The 16,094-nt window shown below is 58.5% G+C and carries 17 protein-coding genes; 13 read left to right on the top strand and 4 right to left on the bottom strand.

What is annotated here, in order from left to right; all coding sequences use genetic code 11:
* Positions 1 to 57 precede the first annotated feature (57 nt).
* On the top strand, positions 58 to 1,218 hold the full coding sequence (locus tag ACN0TS_RS10045; protein ID WP_417259219.1) for a M20 aminoacylase family protein: 1,161 nt from the start codon (positions 58 to 60) through the stop codon (positions 1,216 to 1,218).
* A gap of 175 nt (positions 1,219 to 1,393) precedes the next feature.
* Here ACN0TS_RS10045 and moaA read toward each other — a convergent pair whose 3' ends face one another.
* From moaA to glmU, 4 genes are read right to left on the bottom strand one after another with little or no spacing between them, the layout of a single operon-like run.
* Positions 1,394 to 2,407 (bottom strand): GTP 3',8-cyclase MoaA, encoded by a 1,014-nt coding sequence (gene moaA / locus ACN0TS_RS10040; RefSeq protein WP_417259218.1) that lies wholly within the window; start codon positions 2,405 to 2,407, stop codon positions 1,394 to 1,396.
* Between the two features lie 40 nt (positions 2,408 to 2,447).
* On the bottom strand, positions 2,448 to 3,092 hold the full coding sequence (locus ACN0TS_RS10035; RefSeq protein ID WP_417259217.1) for a DNA alkylation repair protein: 645 nt from the start codon (positions 3,090 to 3,092) through the stop codon (positions 2,448 to 2,450).
* Complete coding sequence (gene glmS, locus ACN0TS_RS10030) at positions 3,089 to 4,912, bottom strand: glutamine--fructose-6-phosphate transaminase (isomerizing) (RefSeq protein ID WP_417259216.1); 1,824 nt, start codon at positions 4,910 to 4,912, stop codon at positions 3,089 to 3,091. Before glmS ends, ACN0TS_RS10035 begins: the two co-directional genes overlap by 4 nt.
* Position 4,913: 1 nt before the next feature.
* On the bottom strand, positions 4,914 to 6,266 hold the full coding sequence (glmU, locus tag ACN0TS_RS10025) for a bifunctional UDP-N-acetylglucosamine diphosphorylase/glucosamine-1-phosphate N-acetyltransferase GlmU (RefSeq protein ID WP_417259215.1): 1,353 nt from the start codon (positions 6,264 to 6,266) through the stop codon (positions 4,914 to 4,916).
* A gap of 157 nt (positions 6,267 to 6,423) precedes the next feature.
* Here glmU and ACN0TS_RS10020 point away from each other — a divergent pair, with 157 nt between their 5' ends.
* The 12 genes from ACN0TS_RS10020 (at position 6,424) to ACN0TS_RS09965 (ending at position 16,063) form a co-directional block, all read left to right on the top strand.
* Positions 6,424 to 7,089 (top strand): HAD-IA family hydrolase, encoded by a 666-nt coding sequence (locus ACN0TS_RS10020; RefSeq protein ID WP_417259214.1) that lies wholly within the window; start codon positions 6,424 to 6,426, stop codon positions 7,087 to 7,089.
* Positions 7,086 to 8,282: a DegT/DnrJ/EryC1/StrS family aminotransferase gene (locus ACN0TS_RS10015; protein ID WP_417259213.1), complete on the top strand. Its 1,197-nt coding sequence runs from the start codon at positions 7,086 to 7,088 to the stop codon at positions 8,280 to 8,282. The genes ACN0TS_RS10020 and ACN0TS_RS10015 overlap by 4 nt, the downstream gene beginning before the upstream one ends.
* Positions 8,283 to 8,598: 316 nt before the next feature.
* The gene (locus tag ACN0TS_RS10010; protein WP_417259212.1) at positions 8,599 to 8,964 is read left to right on the top strand and encodes an NADH-quinone oxidoreductase subunit A; all 366 of its coding nucleotides are present in this window, start codon (positions 8,599 to 8,601) and stop codon (positions 8,962 to 8,964) included.
* Positions 8,955 to 9,488, top strand: coding sequence for a NuoB/complex I 20 kDa subunit family protein (locus ACN0TS_RS10005; RefSeq protein ID WP_417259211.1), 534 nt, complete (start codon positions 8,955 to 8,957; stop codon positions 9,486 to 9,488). Before ACN0TS_RS10010 ends, ACN0TS_RS10005 begins: the two co-directional genes overlap by 10 nt.
* An 11-nt stretch (positions 9,489 to 9,499) precedes the next feature.
* A complete protein-coding gene (locus tag ACN0TS_RS10000; protein WP_417259210.1) occupies positions 9,500 to 10,117 on the top strand; it encodes an NADH-quinone oxidoreductase subunit C in 618 nt (205 codons plus the stop codon).
* A 162-nt stretch (positions 10,118 to 10,279) separates the two neighbouring features.
* Entirely contained in the window at positions 10,280 to 11,494 is a 1,215-nt protein-coding gene (locus ACN0TS_RS09995) for an NADH-quinone oxidoreductase subunit D (protein ID WP_417259374.1), read from the top strand.
* Entirely contained in the window at positions 11,494 to 12,648 is a 1,155-nt protein-coding gene (locus ACN0TS_RS09990; RefSeq protein WP_417259209.1) for an NADH-quinone oxidoreductase subunit E, read from the top strand. Before ACN0TS_RS09995 ends, ACN0TS_RS09990 begins: the two co-directional genes overlap by 1 nt.
* Positions 12,649 to 12,725: 77 nt before the next feature.
* On the top strand, positions 12,726 to 13,820 hold the full coding sequence (locus ACN0TS_RS09985) for a hypothetical protein (protein WP_417259208.1): 1,095 nt from the start codon (positions 12,726 to 12,728) through the stop codon (positions 13,818 to 13,820).
* 22 nt (positions 13,821 to 13,842) lie between these two features.
* Positions 13,843 to 14,061, top strand: a complete 219-nt coding sequence (locus tag ACN0TS_RS09980) for a DUF5337 domain-containing protein (RefSeq protein ID WP_417259207.1) — start codon at positions 13,843 to 13,845, stop codon at positions 14,059 to 14,061.
* 13 nt (positions 14,062 to 14,074) lie between these two features.
* Positions 14,075 to 15,373 (top strand): NADH-quinone oxidoreductase subunit NuoF, encoded by a 1,299-nt coding sequence (nuoF, locus tag ACN0TS_RS09975; RefSeq protein ID WP_417259206.1) that lies wholly within the window; start codon positions 14,075 to 14,077, stop codon positions 15,371 to 15,373.
* Positions 15,374 to 15,381: 8 nt separating this feature from the next.
* Positions 15,382 to 15,639 carry a hypothetical protein gene (locus ACN0TS_RS09970; RefSeq protein WP_417259205.1) on the top strand — a complete coding sequence of 86 codons (258 nt, stop codon included), beginning with the start codon at positions 15,382 to 15,384 and terminating at the stop codon, positions 15,637 to 15,639.
* Between the two features lie 4 nt (positions 15,640 to 15,643).
* On the top strand, positions 15,644 to 16,063 hold the full coding sequence (locus ACN0TS_RS09965) for a DUF5333 domain-containing protein (protein WP_417259204.1): 420 nt from the start codon (positions 15,644 to 15,646) through the stop codon (positions 16,061 to 16,063).
* Positions 16,064 to 16,094: the final 31 nt, after the last annotated feature.

The following is a 16,094-nucleotide window of genomic DNA, read 5'->3' as shown; positions in this document are numbered from 1 at the left end:
TGGCTCGTTCAGTGGGCGTGAATCGGTCCACCACACTCACCCACCAAGGAGCCACCCATGCCCGTCAAAAACCGCATTGCGCAAATGTTGCCCGAGATCACCGAATGGCGACATGACATCCACACCCATCCCGAATTGATGTTCGAGGTGCACCGCACGGCGGCGAAGGTCGCCGACCTGTTGCGGGCGTTTGGCTGTGACGAGGTGGTTGAAGGCATCGGCAAAACCGGCGTGGTCGGCGTGATCAAAGGCAAATCAGCAGCCTCTGGCCGCACCATCGGTCTGCGGGCCGATATGGATGCACTGCCTATTTTGGAAGAAACAGGCGTCGAATATGCTTCGCAAACGCCGGGTGTGATGCATGCCTGTGGCCATGACGGTCACACTTCCATGTTGCTCGGCGCGGCCAAATATCTCGCCGAGACCCGCAATTTCGACGGCACTGCCGTGGTGATTTTCCAACCCGCCGAAGAGGGTGGCGGCGGCGGTCGTGTGATGTGCGAAGAGGGCTTGATGGAGCGCTTCGGCATCGACGAAGTCTACGGGATGCACAACTGGCCAGGCCATGAGGTCGGCAGCTTTGCCATTCGCTCCGGTCCGTTCTTTGCCGCCGCCGACGAGTTTGTGATTACGATCGACGGCAAGGGCGGTCACGCCGCTAAGCCGCATGAAACGGTGGATAGCACGGTTGTGGCCTCGCATGTGGTGGTCGCGCTGCAAACCATCGCCTCGCGCAATGTCGATCCGACCGAGCAGGTCGTGGTCTCCGTCACCTCGTTCGAGACCTCATCGAAAGCGCATAACGTCATTCCGCAAAGCGTGACACTCAAGGGCACAGCCCGCACACTCGACGCCGCGATCCGCGATCAGGCCCAAGAGCGCATCACCGCAATCGCGAATGGCATCGCCGAAAGTTTTGGCGCGACCGCTACGGTGGAGTATCATCGCGGCTATCCTGTGATGGTGAACCACGAGCGCGAAACCGAATATGCCATCGAGGCCGCAACCAAAATCGCGGGCAAATGTGAGCATTCCCCACTGGTGATGGGGGGCGAGGATTTCGCCTATATGCTGGAAGCGCGTCCTGGCGCGTATATCCTTATCGGCAACGGCGATAGCGCCCCGGTCCACCACCCCAAATTCAACTTCAACGACGAGGCCATTCCCGCAGGGTCGTCATGGTATGTTGAAATGGTGGAAAGCCGTCTGGCGGGCTAACACCCTCAAATCGCGAGATGATAAAGGCGCGGCCCCTCGGGGCGGCGCCATTTTATTTGGGGAGCCGCTCGCGCGGCGCGTGGCGATGGGGTAGTCTCTTATAAACCGGCGCGGGTAGGGGTACCCGCGCGTTCGGCGCTAAAAACAGTCCACTGGACTGTTTTTCGGGCGCGCCTCACCCACCCGTGTGGGACATGTGGCGTGATACCTGACCGTCGGCACGCTGGCGCGAATAATCGAAATCATGGCCCTTGGGCTTGTTGGCAATCGCGGCCTGAATGGCGGCAATCAGCGGGCCATCATCCTCAGGGGTTGCCCGCATGATGTCGCGCAAAGACGCATTGTCCTCTTGCCCGAGGCACATATACAGCTCACCCGTGCAGGTCATGCGCACGCGGTTGCAGCTTTCGCAGAAATTATGGCTCAGCGGCGTGATGAACCCGATCTTTTGCCCTGTTTCCTCAAGGCGCACATAGCGCGCAGGGCCGCCCGTGCTTTCGGGCAGGTCCGTGAGAGTGAACCGTGTGGCCAGATCCCCGCGCAGATCGTCAAGCGACCAGTATTGCCCGACGCGATCCTCATTGCCGAGATCGCCCATGGGCATCACCTCGATAAAGGTCAGGTCCATATCTTCGCGGGCGCACCAGTCGGTTAGGGCAAAGAGTTCGTCCTCGTTAAAGCCTTTGAGGGCTACGGCGTTGATCTTGACCCGCAGGCCTGCATTGCGGGCCGCGTCGATGCCGCGTAGCACCTGATCGAGCCGTCCCCAACGGGTCACGCGGGCAAACTTGTCGGCGTCGAGCGTATCGAGCGACACGTTGATGCGCCGCACACCCGCCGCATAGAGATCAGTGGCATAGCGCTCCAGTTGCGAGCCGTTGGTGGTGACGGTCAATTCCTTGAGCGCCCCGCTGTCGAGGTGGCGGGTCATGCTGTTGAAAAAGGTCATAATCCCGCGCCGCACCAAAGGCTCCCCGCCCGTGATGCGCAGTTTTTCGACGCCAAGCCCGATGAAGGTCGAACACATGCGGTCCAACTCTTCGAGGCTCAAAAGCTCCTTTTTGGGCAGGAAGGTCATGTTCTCCGCCATGCAGTAGACACAGCGGAAATCACAGCGATCCGTCACCGAAACCCGAAGGTATGTGATCGCGCGGGCAAAGGGGTCGATTAAGCGAGGGGCGTTTGTCATTCGGTGAGCCTACGCGCAGGCCGCACAAGTGCCAAGTGGCTCACACATCACTTTTACGCATCTCGACCACACGGCGTACCATCTTGGCCCGTTTGCTGTCGTGTTTGCCGAGGGCACGCACCCACGTGTCAGCGGTGCGGGCCACATCCTTGTCTGCGTCTTGCAGGGCGTGGGTGAGCCAGAATAACACATCGTCGATGGCGTTGAGTTCGTCTTTGCTCGGATGGGCCAGTTTGGCGAGCGGCGTGCTGAGGATCATTGCGGCGCGGCGATCCAGAGCGCGCTCCGAGGTGGCAAGGTCGTGGACCATCGCCATGCGGCTCAGGTCGACGATAATGCGACGTCCACCCGCAGCGCCAAGCGCGTCAATCTCGGCCCAGTTGCGGGCTTGAGCAATCCACGCGCAAATCTGGTCCCAAATCTCGGCGTCGTCTTTTATGCGGGCTTGGGTCAACAGTTTTGCTGCCATGACGCGGGCGTCAAAGATGTCGCTTTCCCAAAGCGCGCGGGCCAGATCCAGACGTTCGGGAAAGGCCACGTCCTGCCGCCATGTGCGGGCGATCTCTTCGAGGCGGGCAGGGGCGACTCCGATATAGTCCCCTGCGCCGAAACGCGTGGACAGATCAGCGGCGCGGGTGGCGTCGCCTTCGGATTGGAGCGCGGCAAGCGCCTCTTGTGGGGTCATTCGACAGTCACCGATTTTGCAAGGTTGCGGGGTTGATCCACATCCGTGCCTTTGGCAACGGCGGTGTGATAGGCGATCAATTGCGCAGGAAGCGCGTAGAGAATTGGGGCGAAGAAGTCAGAGACAGCAGGCATTTGCACTGTTTTCCAGACGCCGTCAGACGCAATGTCCAACCCCGCCTTATCCGACACCAACAAGACCTTACCGCCACGGGCCATGACCTCTTGCATGTTCGAGACGGTTTTGTCGAACAGGGCGTCATGCGGTGCAAAGACGATCACAGGCATATGAGCGTCGATCAGGGCGATGGGGCCGTGTTTAAGTTCGCCGGAGGCATAGCCCTCGGCGTGGATGTAGCTGATTTCCTTGAGTTTCAACGCGCCTTCGAGGGCAAGCGGGAACATCGCGCCGCGCCCGAGGAACAATACGTCTGAGGCCTCTGCAAGCTCTTGGGACAGATCGTTGAATTGCGCGTCGAGGTCGAGTGCGCGGGTCATCAAGCCGGGAAGGGTGCGCATCTCGGCCAGATGTTTGGCGAGCCCTGCGTCGTCAATCTCGCCGCGTGTATGAGCCGCGTGCAGCGCCAAAAGGCCGAGCACGGACAGCTGACAGGTAAAGGCCTTGGTCGAGGCCACGCCGACCTCAACGCCCGCCAAAATGGGCAGCGCCAAATCGCTTCCGCGGGCAATAGAGCTTTCCGTCACGTTCACCACGGAGATGATTTTGGCGGCTTTGCCAGACATATAATTCAGGGCGGCGAGGGTGTCGGCGGTTTCGCCCGACTGGCTGACGAAAATGGCCAGAGTGCGTGGCGAGACAGGTGGTTCGCGGTAGCGGAATTCCGAGGCCACGTCGATTTCGACGGGCAGGCGAGCGATCTGTTCAAACCAGTATTTCGCCGTGAAACAGGCGTAATAGGCCGTGCCACAGGCGACCATGACGATGCGATCGAAGTCGGAGAAATCGATCCCGTCATCGGGCAGGACAATGCCGTTCCCGTCGGCGGAGAGGTAGTAGTTGACGGCCTCGGAGATCACCGTGGGTTGTTCGGCGATTTCCTTTGACATGAAGTGTTTATGGCCCGCTTTCTCGATCCGTGTGGCGTCGAGTTTGATCTCGCGGCGTATGCGCTGTACCTGCGCGCCGCTCGCGTCGAAAATGTCGAGGGAGCTGCGGGTCAACACCGCGCGGTCGCCTTCGTCAAGGTAGGTGATCTGGTCTGTGAGCGGGGCAAGGGCAATGGCGTCGGAGCCGACATACATTTCGCCGTCCCCGTGACCGATGGCCAAGGGCGAGCCTTTGCGGGCGGCGACAAGCAGGTCGTCTTCGCCATCGAAGAGGAAGCACAGGGCAAAGGCCCCGTCGAGCGCGTCGATGGTGGACATGGCCGCTTCCACAGGGGATTTGCCTGCGTCGATAAAGCTTTGGGCGAGAAGGGCCACGGTTTCCGTGTCGGTCTGGGTGATAAAGTTATAGCCCTTTGCCGCCAAATCCGCGCGCAGCTCACGAAAGTTTTCGATGATGCCATTGTGGACAACTGCCACAGGCCCCGCTTGGTGCGGGTGGGCGTTTTCGACCGTGGCGGCACCATGGGTGGCCCAACGGGTGTGTCCGATGCCGGACTTGCCAGCGAGCGGGTTATGCACCAATTCGTCGCTGAGGTTCACCAGTTTTCCAACGGCGCGACGACGATCGAGTTTGCCGTTGCTCACAGTGGCGATGCCTGCGCTGTCATAGCCACGGTATTCGAGGCGTTTGAGGGCTTCGACCAGAAGTGGCGCGACTTCATGGGTTCCGAGAACCCCTACAATTCCACACATTTTAAGACCCTTTTTGCGATTTTTTCTTCGCAGACTTTAACTTTTCGAACATTCGTACCGCGAGACCCGCTTTGTTGACCTGACGCGCACGCGCGATGGCCAAGGCACCGGCCTCGACATCTGTTGTAATCACCGAGCCGCTCGCCGTCATGGTGTCATCGCCGAGGGTGACAGGAGCGACGAGCATGGTGTTTGAGCCGATAAAGGCGTTTTTGCCCACGGTAGTTTTGTGTTTGAACACGCCGTCATAGTTACAGGTGATCGTGCCTGCGCCGACGTTGGTGCCATCGCCTATTTCGGCGTCCCCGATATAGGTGAGGTGATTGACCTTGGTGCCTTCGCCGATCTTTGCATTCTTGATCTCGACGAAGTTGCCGACATGGGCGTTGTTGGACAGCTCCGCTCCGGGGCGCAGGCGGGCAAAGGGGCCAACCGTGCTGCCCATCGAGACATGACAGCCTTCAAGATGGGAAAAGGCGCGGATGCGGGCGTTGGATTCGATGGTCACATTGGGGCCAAAGACCACGTTGGGTTCAATCACCGCGTCGCGGCCAATGTAGGTATCAAGCGAGAAGAATACAGTTTCCGGCGCGGTGAGGGTGACGCCGTTCTCAAGCGCCTCGGCGCGTTTGGAGGCTTGGAATAACCCCTCGGCGCGGGCCAGTTCGGTGCGGGTGTTGATGCCGAGCGTTTCTGCCTCATCGCAGGACACTGCAGTGGCAGTCTTGCCCATTTTCCATGCGATTTCAACAATATCAGTGAGGTAGTATTCGCCCGAGGCATTGTCATTCCCGACCGCATCAATGAGCGCAAAGAGCGTGGCGGCATCGGCGCAGACCACGCCAGAGTTGCACAGCGTGATGGCGCGGGTGGCGGCATCGGCGTCTTTGAACTCGACGATGCGTTCCAATCTGTCACCATTCACCACGAGGCGGCCATAGCGTGCGGGGTCGGCAGCCTCAAATCCGAGGACGACAACATCATGGGTGGCGCGGGCGGAGGTCATGCGTTCGAGCGTCTCGGCGGAGACAAAGGGTGTGTCGCCATAAAGCACGAGCGCGTCGCCGTCGAAATCGGCAAGGGCATCGCGGGCCTGCGCCACGGCGTGAGCGGTGCCAAGTTGTTCGGTTTGGCGGGCGACCGTAATGGTCTCGTCGATCTTGCGTGCTGCGGCCTCAACCAAATCACCACCGTGTCCGACCACCAATACGGTCTTCTCGGGGGAAAGGGCGCTACCCGCGGCCAACGCATGTGCAAAGAGCGGCGCGTTGCCGACCTCATGGAGCACTTTGGGTAGGTCCGAGTTCATACGGCTGCCTTGGCCTGCGGCTAATATAATGAGGGCGGTTGGCATGTAATTGTCCTAATCTTTACTTTAATTTATTCGTAAGCCGTTTTACCGATGCGTGGTAGCACCGCAAGGGGTGGGGCTTCACTAATTTTGTCGCCACATTACAGATGGGCGGCGCAAGTTTGCCGACGATGCGGCAATTCAGCGAAAGAGGGTCGTGATGCGGACAGTGATTTTCGATTTGGACGGGACGCTTGCGGATACCTCTGCCGACCTGATTGCCTCGGCCAACGTGTGTTTTCGCGCGCTCGGGTATGGGGATGTTCTTGATCCTGTTGCCGATGCGCGCACGGCCTTTCGCGGTGGGCGGGCGATGCTCACCTTGGGGTTCGAGCGAGTGAAACCTGCATTTACGGCTGAGGATGTCGCGACACAATATCCCATTTTGATCGACGCCTACGGGGAGGCTATCGACGTGCATACGCGGCTTTATGACGGGGCGGCGGAGGCGGTCGAGGCGTTGCGTTCGGATGGATATGCGGTCGGCGTGTGCACCAACAAGCCCGAGGCCTTGGCGGATCGGCTGTTGGTTTCACTTGGCATTCGCGATCTGTTTGCCTCGATGATCGGAGCACAGACCGTAGGTGTGAGCAAACCTGATCCCAAACCCTATATCGCTGCTGTCGAGGAGGCGGGCGGTGTAGTGGCGCAAAGCTTTATTGTCGGTGATACCGAGACGGACCGCGAAACAGCGCGGGCGGCGGGGGTGCCTTGTGCGCTTGTGACCTTCGGGCCTGATGGGGCAGGGGTCAAGGATCTCGCGCCTGAGGCATTATTGCATGATTACAATGACCTTGGGCGTTTGACGCGGGAGTTGATCGGATGAGCGACGAGGTGTTTCGCGGCAATTTCACTCAACAAGAGCCGATTCCAGAAGAGGCGATAGAGGCGGCGGTCGCGGTGATGCGATCAGGGCGGCTGCATCGCTACAATGTCCTGCCCGATGAGGTGGGCGAGGTTGCGCTTCTGGAGGAAGAGTTTGCGGCCTACACAGGTGCGAAATATGCGCTCGCTGTGGCCTCTGGCGGCTATGCGCTTGGCTGTGCATTGCGGGCTGTGGGTGTTGGCGCGGGTGACGCGGTTTTGACCAATGCCTTTACACTCGCCCCTGTGCCGGGCGCGATTGCCTCGGTGGGGGCACGGCCGATTTTCGTCGGGGTGACGGACGGATTGGTGATCGACCTTGATGATCTTCAGGTCAAGATTTCCGAAAGTGGGGCACGGGTGTTGATGCTGTCGCATATGCGTGGCCATATCGTGGACATGGATGCGCTGATGTACATCTGTAATGGCGCAGGCGTGACGGTGATCGAGGATTGCGCCCATACGATGGGTGCGACGTGGGACGGGGTTCCATCGGGGCGTCATGGTGCGGTCGCCTGCTATTCGACGCAGACCTATAAACACATCAATTCTGGTGAGGGCGGTTTGCTTGTGACCGACGATGACGAGGTGGCCGCGCGGGCCATCATGTTGTCGGGTTCGTACATGTTATACGGGGCGCACACGGCGCGACCACCCGTCGAGGTGTTCGAAAAGGTGAAGTATGACACGCCCAATATTTCGGGGCGTATGGATCATTTGCGGGCAGCGATCCTGCGGGTGCAATTGCGGCAGCTTGCGATGCAGGTGGATAATTGGAACGCCCGTTACCGTGTTGTCGAGGAGGGGTTGCGCGATGTGGCGGGGCTAACCCTGATCGAGCGGCCGCAGCAAGAGGGCTTTGTCGGCTCGTCGATCCAGTTCCTGTTACTTGATTGGAGTGATTCACAGATTGAGGCTGTCGTGTCGCGGTGCAAGGCGCGGGGGGTCGAATTGAAATGGTTCGGAGCGCCCGAGCCTGTGGCCTTTACCTCGCGCTATGATAGTTGGCGCTATGCCGACCCGCAGCCCTTGCCCGAGAGCGATCGTGTGTTGCGGGCGATTGTGGATATGCGCTTGCCGCTGACCTTTAGCCTTGAGGATTGCGCCCTGCTTGCGCGGATCATTCGTGATGAGGTTTTGCGCGCTGGGGACTGAAAGGGATGTGACGGGCGTCTTATTCGTGTGGCTTGTCGTTGCGTCATCACATAAATCCAAGAAAAACAGTAAGGTATAGCTGCGCCCCTCCTGTGTCGAATCGACTTTTGCGCCTCATATCGGGCTCAGCGCTGCCTTTTCGAAAGGCGCTTTGATTAAAGTCAGGGAAAACCCGCCAAACACTGGAAAATACGGGGATAAAAAACGGCGCGTTTGGTTGACCACAATGACGCAGGGGTCTAAACCACGTGCAGCTTAAGCCAAGCGCCGCGCCGCTATCCAAGCCAAGCGTGGGCGCAACTCTAAGGAGCCGCTCGTGGAAGACTTGCTTCGGGACTACCTTCCCATCGTCATTTTCCTAGGCCTCGCCATCGTGCTGGGTCTCGTGTTCATTTTCGCCGCCCTGATCGTCGCCGTTCGCAATCCCGACCCTGAGAAGGTGTCGGCCTACGAATGTGGCTTTAACGCCTTTGACGATGCACGCATGAAGTTCGACGTGCGGTTCTATCTGGTGTCGATCCTCTTCATTATCTTCGATTTGGAAATCGCTTTCCTCTTTCCTTGGGCCGTCGCGTTCAAGGATGTTGGTATCGTCGGGTTTTGGTCGATGATGGTGTTCTTGGGCGTTCTGACCGTAGGCTTTGCCTATGAGTGGAAGAAAGGAGCGCTGGAATGGGCGTGATGACTTCGCAGAATACGGCGGGTGTGGACAAAGAACACTCCACGCAGGTGCTCAACAAAGAGTTGCAGGACAAAGGGTTCCTGCTGACCTCCACCGAGGACATTATCAACTGGGCCCGCACGGGCTCGCTGCACTGGATGACCTTTGGTCTGGCCTGTTGTGCGGTCGAGATGATGCACACCTCTATGCCGCGCTACGACCTTGAGCGTTACGGCACAGCGCCACGTGCCTCCCCACGTCAGTCCGACCTGATGATCGTTGCGGGCACGCTGACCAATAAAATGGCTCCCGCGCTGCGTAAGGTTTACGATCAGATGCCTGAGCCACGCTATGTGATTTCGATGGGATCGTGTGCGAACGGTGGCGGTTATTATCACTACAGCTATTCGGTTGTGCGCGGTTGTGATCGTATTGTGCCAGTGGATGTCTATGTTCCCGGTTGCCCGCCCACAGCGGAAGCCCTGATGTACGGCATCTTGCAACTGCAACGCAAAATCCGCCGCACTGGCACGATTGCCCGATAGGAGGGGATGAGATGACTGAAGCACTTCAGGAGCTTGCCGCTCATATTGAACTCAAACGTCCCGATGATGTGGTCTCCACCGAGGTTGCCTTTGGCGAGCTGACGGTGACGGTGCCCGCGTCCAGAATCGTGGATTTCGTCGAGTTCCTCAAATCCGACGCGACGTGCAAATTTTCCACCTTGGTCGATATCACGGCCGTGGATTATCCCGCACGGGCGCAGCGTTTTGATGTCGTGTATCACTTCCTCTCGATGTATCAGAACCACCGCATCCGCGTCCGCGCGGCGGTGCGTGAGGACGAGACGATTGCGTCAATCGTTGACGTGCATCCGTCGGCCAACTGGTTCGAGCGCGAAGTCTTCGACATGTTCGGGATCATCTTTTCGGGCCACCCCGATTTGCGTCGTTTGTTGACGGACTACGGGTTCCGCGGCCACCCGCTGCGCAAGGATTTCCCGACCACGGGTTACACCGAAGTGCGCTACGACGAAGAGTTGAAGCGCGTGGTCTATGAGCCCGTGTCGCTCACACAGGAATACCGCCAGTTCGACAATCTCTCTCCGTGGGAGGGTGCGCATTATATCCTTCCGGGTGACGAGAAGGGCGACGGCGAAAAGGCGGGAGCGTAATCCACATGGGTTGCGCCCTCACAGCGTCGGGGACACTCGGCGTACAGGAATGACGAACGTTGCGGCGTCGCGGGGGCTCCTCGCGCCGCTCACACGTTTTTGGTGACAAGACTTTTGATCGACAGCCAGAGCGGCGAGGGTCAATTGGAGAAAGGTCTGATGATGGACGGTAACTTCGACGACGCACTTTCGGGCGAGCAGAAGATCCGCAATTTCAACATCAACTTCGGCCCGCAGCACCCTGCGGCGCACGGGGTGCTTCGTATGGTTTTGGAGCTTGATGGCGAGATCGTAGAACGCGCTGACCCGCATATCGGCCTGCTACACCGCGGCACCGAGAAGCTGATGGAAAGCCGCACCTATCTGCAAAACCTGCCCTATCTCGACCGTCTCGACTATGTGGCGCCGATGAACCAAGAGCATGCATGGTGCATGGCCATTGAACGTCTCGCAGGGGTTGAGGTGCCACGTCGTGCATCTCTCATCCGCGTGCTGTTCTCCGAGATCGGTCGTGTGTTGAACCACCTGCTCAACGTCACCACGCAGGCGATGGACGTGGGCGCGCTTACGCCGCCACTGTGGGGCTTTGAAGAGCGCGAAAAGCTGATGATTTTCTACGAGCGGGCCTGTGGTGCACGTCTTCACGCTGCTTATTTCCGTCCCGGTGGTGTCCACCAAGACCTGCCAGAGTCATTGCTTGACGACATTGAGGCATGGGCCGACCACTTCGCCAAGCCGCTCGCCGACATCCACACGCTGCTCACCGAAAACCGTATTTTCAAACAGCGTAACGTCGACATTTGCGTCATCTCCGAACAGGAAATCCTCGATTGGGGCTATTCTGGTGTGATGGCGCGCGGGTCGGGCCTTGCGTGGGATCTGCGTCGTTCGCAGCCATATGAGTGCTACGACGAATTCGATTTCGAAGTGCCTGTGGGCAAGAACGGTGACTGCTATGACCGTTACCTGTGCCGCATGGAAGAGATGGCGCAATCCACCTCGATCATCAAACAGGCCATTGCGAAACTTCGGATGCCCGAGAACCAAGGGGACGTTTTGGCCCGTGGCAAGCTCACACCGCCCAAACGCAGTGACATGAAAACCTCTATGGAGGCGCTCATTCACCACTTCAAACTCTACACCGAGGGTTTCAAACTGCCCGCAGGTGAGGTCTACGCCGCAGTCGAAGCCCCCAAGGGCGAGTTCGGCGTTTACATGGTTTCTGACGGGACCAACAAACCCTACCGCGCCAAGCTGCGCGCCCCGGGGTATCTGCATCTTCAGTCGATGGATCACGTTGCACATGGCCACCAGTTGGCCGACGTCGCCGCCATCATCGGCTCCATGGACATCGTATTTGGGGAGGTGGACCGCTAATGCTGCGCCGTCTGCATCACGAACAGCCCGAGAGCTTTGAATTCACGCCTGCCAACCTTGAGTGGGCGCAGGGTCAGATCACGAAATACCCCGAGGGTCGCGCGCAATCTGCCGTGATCCCGCTCTTGTGGCGTGCCCAAGAGCAGGAAGGGTGGTTGACCAAGCCTGCGATTGAATATGTTGGCGACATGCTTGGCATGCCCTATATTCGCGTGCTCGAAGTGGCGACCTTCTACTTCATGTTCCAACTTCAGCCCGTTGGCTCCGTGGCTCACATTCAGGTCTGCGGCACCTTGTCGTGCATGATCTGTGGCGCTGAAGACTTGATCGCGGTCTGTAAGGACAAAATCGCGCCGAACCCCCATGAGCTGTCTGCGGATGGCAAGTTTTCGTGGGAAGAGGTCGAATGTCTGGGCGCCTGTTCCAACGCGCCGATGGCGCAGATCGGTAAAGACTATTACGAGGATCTCACCGCCGAGAATTTTGGCAAGTTGATCGACGATATGGCCGCAGGCCAGGTGCCTCTGCCCGGTCCGCAAAATGGTCGCTACGCTGCCGAGCCTTTGTCGGGCCTGACCTCGCTCACCGAGCATGAAAGCGGCAAGACACAGTATAACGCCTCTGCGCAACTGGCCGCCGATCTTGGCGACACGCTCAAACGGATTGATGGCACCGAAGTGCCGATCCTGACTCCATGGGTTGTTAAAGGCGGCAAGAAAGCAGCCTCGGCCAAGAAGACACCGCCGAAGCCTGCGCCAGTGCAAAAATCCGCTGTGCAGCAAGCCGCAGCCGCCAAGAAGGCTGCGACACCTGCTGCAAAAGCAAAAACGACCAAAGCGCCTAAGGCTGCTGCTCCCGCTGGTAAAGCAGCTGCGCCCGTAGGCAAAAAGCCCCGCACCATGAAAGCTCCGCGCAAAGCAGGAGCGGATGATTTGAAAATGCTCAAAGGCGTTGGTCCGAAACTGGAACAAACGCTCAACGCATTGGGCTTTTACCATTTCGATCAGGTTGCCAAATGGACGGCAGAAGAGATCGCATGGGTCGACGACAATTTGAATTTCAAAGGCCGCATTGAACGCGATGGGTGGGTCGAACAGGCCAAGATTCTCGCTTCAGGTGGTCAAACCGAGTTTTCCAAACGTGCAAAGTACTAAAAAACGCCCATAATTGGCCAAAGAGCCAGCGGCCGAAGAGCCAAAGGGCAATAGGGAATAGGGACTAGGAGTTTGACATGAGTGAGACGAATTCGGGAAAGACCTCAAAGATTTGGCTGATTTCAGCCATCTGTGGTGTGTTGGCGTTTCTGGCGCTGTTGTTTATCGCAAGCTATTCGACAGTTGCATCATTGATCATCGGCGTGCTTGTGGCATTGCTGGTGGCAATCTTGTTGTGGATCGGCTGGTACGAAGAGCCCGTGAAAGACAAATCGGTCTCTGAGGACCGCTCGTCTGGCGTTTCCGCGTCAAGCACAGGTGCTGTGACAGGTTCTGTACCTGCGGCGTCTGCCTCTGCTGAGGCCGCGTCCTCTTCGGCGGCTGCGACGTCCACGGGATCCACGGCAGCTGCGGGCCTGATGTCTGGCTCCACTGCGACAACATCGGAGGCTCCTGCCAAACCGGCAGCGAAGAAAGCAGCGGCGAAGAAGCCCGCGGCTAAAACCGCCATCGCTAAAACCGCGACTGCGAAGGCAAAACCCGCCAAGGCGGCAACGGCAAAAGCTGACGGTAAAGCCAAGGCCCCTGCGGCGAAGAAAACGGCCGCGAAGACAACCAAGGCGAAGGCTGCAACCACCTCGAAAGAGGCAAGTGCTGCGCCCGCGAAAGCGAAAGCACCCGCGAAGGCCAAAGCGCCAGCCAAGGCGAAGTCCGCAGAAAAATCAGCTGCCAAGGCCACAACGACAAAGGCCAAGGCCGCGACAACCAAAGCGCCAGCAAAGGCTAAAGCTGCAACGACTAAGGCACCTGCCAAGGCGAAAGCTGCAGCCAAGCCCAAAGCTCCTGCTAAAGCGAAAGCGGCGGCAACTCCGAAACGGGCACCTGTCGCGGCTGACGGCAATCCCGCAGATGTGCTGCTCTCGGCACCGCGCGGTGGCAAGCCTGACGACTTGAAGATGCTCAAAGGTGTCGGTCCAAAGATCGAAGCACAGCTCCACGCGCTTGGCTTCTATCACTTTGATCAGATCGCCTCGCTGCGCAAAAAAGAAACCGCATGGCTCGACGAGAAACTCGTTGGGACGTCGGCACGTCAGATTGAGACATGGAAACCCGATGCGAAGACGCTCGCGGCGGGTGGCCAAACCGAATTCTCCAAACGCGCAAAATACTAAGCGCGTTCGGGGGTAAGACAAGATGAGTTCCGAAACGGAAATCCGTCTCGCCAGAAAGGCCCGCTTCGTCGGGTTCGTAATGGCCGCAACGATGGTGATCTGGTTCGGAGCTCAGTGGGTCGGGGGAGAAATGGGACTGCCAGTGCGGTTCGTTTTTCTCTTTGACCTCGCAGCGCTCGCGGCATTTGTCTGGGCGTTTGTGAATATTTACCAGATCTGGCGTGCGCGCCAGCAAGGCTGAAGGAAGTAGACCAATGCTTAAGGATCAGGATCGGATCTTTACCAATATCTACGGGATGCATGACCGCACCCTGAAGGGCGCGCAGGCGCGTGGACATTGGGACGGCACGGCCGCCATCATCAAAAAGGGCCGCGATTGGATCGTGGACCAGATGAAGGCGTCGGGTCTGCGTGGCCGTGGCGGTGCGGGTTTCCCCACCGGCCTCAAATGGTCCTTTATGCCTAAGGAAAGCGACGGTCGTCCGTCCTACCTCGTCATCAACGCTGATGAATCCGAGCCAGGTACATGTAAAGACCGTGAGATCATGCGCCATGATCCACACACATTGATCGAAGGCGCGTTGATCGCTTCCTTCGCGATGAATGCGAATGCGGCCTATATCTACATCCGCGGCGAATACATCCGCGAAAAAGAAGCGCTGCAAAACGCCATCGACGAGGCCTATGCGGCTGGGTTCCTTGGCCGCAACGCGTGTAAATCCGGCTACGACTTCGACCTTTATCTGCACCACGGTGCGGGCGCGTATATCTGTGGCGAAGAGACTGCATTGCTTGAAAGCCTTGAGGGCAAAAAAGGCATGCCACGGATGAAGCCGCCGTTCCCTGCGGGCGCGGGTCTTTATGGGTGTCCGACCACGGTGAACAACGTTGAATCCATTGCCGTCGTACCGACGATCCTGCGGCGTGGGCCTGAGTGGTTTGCGGGGTTTGGCCGTCCGAACAATGCGGGCACCAAACTGTTCGCAATCTCGGGTCACGTCAACAACCCCTGTGTGGTTGAAGAGGCGATGTCGATCTCCTTTGAAGAGCTGATTGAAAAGCACTGCGGCGGTATTCGCGGCGGGTGGGACAACCTCAAAGCGGTGATCCCCGGCGGGTCTTCCGTGCCCTGTGTGCGCGGCGAAGACATGAAAGATGCGATCATGGACTTCGATTACCTGCGCGGCGAGCTTGGCTCTGGCCTCGGTACTGCGGCTGTGATCGTGATGGACAAATCCACCGACATCATCAAAGCCATTCACCGCCTGTCGAAGTTCTACAAACACGAAAGCTGTGGTCAGTGTACGCCATGCCGCGAAGGTACGGGGTGGATGATGCGCGTGATGGATCGTCTGGTTAAAGGCGAGGCTGATCCCGAAGAAATCGACATGCTGTGGGATGTGACCAAGCAGGTTGAGGGCCACACGATTTGTGCGCTCGGCGATGCGGCCGCATGGCCGATCCAAGGTCTGATCAAAAATTTCCGCGACGAAATCGAAGATCGTATCAAAACGCAAAAGTCGAGCCGCGTCGGTTCGATCGCAGCGGAGTAAGAAACGCTATGTCCCGTCATATCACACAGACCACAGCAGGGCGTCGATTGACGTCTGCGGCTGACCTGTGCGTGACGGGCGCAGGGGCCTATCGTGCCGTGCTGCGTGGCGATCAAATCGGGCACAAGCCCACCTTGGACGAGGCGCTCGAACGCCTTGCCGACAAAGAAAACCATGGGGACGACGATCTTGCCTTTGGCGGATCGTATCTGACAGAGGCCGCGCCATGTCGCATGACATGCGCTGTGCCCAGTATGGCGGAGTAACCCCATGACAGTATTAAAACATATCGCATCCCGTATCGGCGTGAGCCTTGCGCTTCTCGCCGTCCCGCTTTCGGCTTCGGCCTTGCCGCCGCTGTCGAGCGTGGAAGAGATCGACAACAATATGCTCTTTGTGGCCATTGCTATCGAGATCAGCGACGAGTGCCCGACGATTGATGCACGCAAACTCAAGGGTCTGAACTTTCTTTGGACGCTAAAGGCCGTGGCTTCGGAAATGGGCTACTCCAATGAGGAGATTGAGGCCTACGTCAAAAGCAAGGATGAAAAGGCCCGCATCCGTGCCAAAGGGGCGGCCTATGCACGTGCTCACGGCGTGGACCCGACAACGACCGCAGGGCTGTGTGCCTTGGGGGAAATGGAAATTGCAAAGGGCAGCGTGATTGGATCGCTGCTTCGCGCGAAGTGAATGTGCGCGTTTGTGGTGACACGGGCGCGAA

Origin of the sequence: Celeribacter sp. (assembly GCF_048266405.1) — a bacterium.
Taxonomy (GTDB): Bacteria; Pseudomonadota; Alphaproteobacteria; order Rhodobacterales; family Rhodobacteraceae; genus Celeribacter.
Note: the sequence above shows the minus strand (reverse complement) of the source record. Positions and strands in the feature narration are given on the sequence as shown.

Excerpts from the sequence above, each read along its gene's own strand:
- nuoF (WP_417259206.1), top strand. The coding sequence starts at position 14,075 with ATGCTTAAGGATCAGGATCGGATCTTTACCAATATCTACGGGATGCAT.
- moaA (WP_417259218.1), bottom strand. The coding sequence starts at position 2,407 with ATGACAAACGCCCCTCGCTTAATCGACCCCTTTGCCCGCGCGATCACA.
- ACN0TS_RS10015 (WP_417259213.1), top strand. The coding sequence starts at position 7,086 with ATGAGCGACGAGGTGTTTCGCGGCAATTTCACTCAACAAGAGCCGATT.
- ACN0TS_RS09965 (WP_417259204.1), top strand. The coding sequence starts at position 15,644 with ATGACAGTATTAAAACATATCGCATCCCGTATCGGCGTGAGCCTTGCG.
- ACN0TS_RS09985 (WP_417259208.1), top strand. The coding sequence starts at position 12,726 with ATGAGTGAGACGAATTCGGGAAAGACCTCAAAGATTTGGCTGATTTCA.
- ACN0TS_RS09990 (WP_417259209.1), top strand. The coding sequence starts at position 11,494 with ATGCTGCGCCGTCTGCATCACGAACAGCCCGAGAGCTTTGAATTCACG.
- ACN0TS_RS09970 (WP_417259205.1), top strand. The coding sequence starts at position 15,382 with ATGTCCCGTCATATCACACAGACCACAGCAGGGCGTCGATTGACGTCT.
- ACN0TS_RS09980 (WP_417259207.1), top strand. The coding sequence starts at position 13,843 with ATGAGTTCCGAAACGGAAATCCGTCTCGCCAGAAAGGCCCGCTTCGTC.
- ACN0TS_RS10035 (WP_417259217.1), bottom strand. The coding sequence starts at position 3,092 with ATGACCCCACAAGAGGCGCTTGCCGCGCTCCAATCCGAAGGCGACGCC.
- ACN0TS_RS10020 (WP_417259214.1), top strand. The coding sequence starts at position 6,424 with ATGCGGACAGTGATTTTCGATTTGGACGGGACGCTTGCGGATACCTCT.
- glmS (WP_417259216.1), bottom strand. The coding sequence starts at position 4,912 with ATGTGTGGAATTGTAGGGGTTCTCGGAACCCATGAAGTCGCGCCACTT.
- glmU (WP_417259215.1), bottom strand. The coding sequence starts at position 6,266 with ATGCCAACCGCCCTCATTATATTAGCCGCAGGCCAAGGCAGCCGTATG.
- ACN0TS_RS09995 (WP_417259374.1), top strand. The coding sequence starts at position 10,280 with ATGGACGGTAACTTCGACGACGCACTTTCGGGCGAGCAGAAGATCCGC.
- ACN0TS_RS10005 (WP_417259211.1), top strand. The coding sequence starts at position 8,955 with ATGGGCGTGATGACTTCGCAGAATACGGCGGGTGTGGACAAAGAACAC.
- ACN0TS_RS10045 (WP_417259219.1), top strand. The coding sequence starts at position 58 with ATGCCCGTCAAAAACCGCATTGCGCAAATGTTGCCCGAGATCACCGAA.
- ACN0TS_RS10000 (WP_417259210.1), top strand. The coding sequence starts at position 9,500 with ATGACTGAAGCACTTCAGGAGCTTGCCGCTCATATTGAACTCAAACGT.